This is a genomic window from Desulfofundulus thermobenzoicus, from assembly GCF_009428905.1.
In the GTDB taxonomy this organism is placed as follows: domain Bacteria; phylum Bacillota; class Desulfotomaculia; order Desulfotomaculales; family Desulfovirgulaceae; genus Desulfofundulus_A; species Desulfofundulus_A thermobenzoicus.
In genome coordinates, this window is sequence record NZ_WHYR01000180.1 from 1 (window position 1) to 460 (window position 460).

A 460-nucleotide genomic window follows, 5' to 3' on the forward strand; every position below is an offset into this window, starting at 1 on the left:
GATACACTCACGGTCAAAGAAAATATTCTTTTGCCTTTATCCATCTCCAAAACACCAAAAAAAGAAGCTTTTGAACGTTTTCAGCAGCTCGCAGAAGACATGGGGATTTATGAACTAAGAGACAAATACCCGAATGAACTCTCTGGTGGACAAAAGCAGCGGACATCGGCGGTGCGTGCCTTCATTCATGAACCAAGTCTTATTTTCGCTGATGAACCTACAGGGGCACTTGATTCCAAATCTGCATCTGACCTGCTCAACAAGCTGCAAGATTTCAATCGTAAACGAAAAGCGACCATTGTGATGGTGACACATGATCCTGTCGCAGCCAGCTATTCAAGCCGCGTCATTTTTATCAAGGATGGACAGATTTATACACAGTTGAATAAAGGCGCTTTAGAAAGAAAAATGTTTTTCGAGGATATTATGAAAACGCAAGGTGTCTTAGGCGGTGTGAAGC

General features: G+C 42.6%; 1 protein-coding gene. It reads left to right on the forward strand.

Going from position 1 to position 460, the window contains the following annotated elements; all coding sequences use genetic code 11:
• Window positions 1-460: ABC transporter ATP-binding protein (locus GFC01_RS18115; protein WP_152948507.1), on the forward strand; the 460-nt coding region annotated here is incomplete at both ends.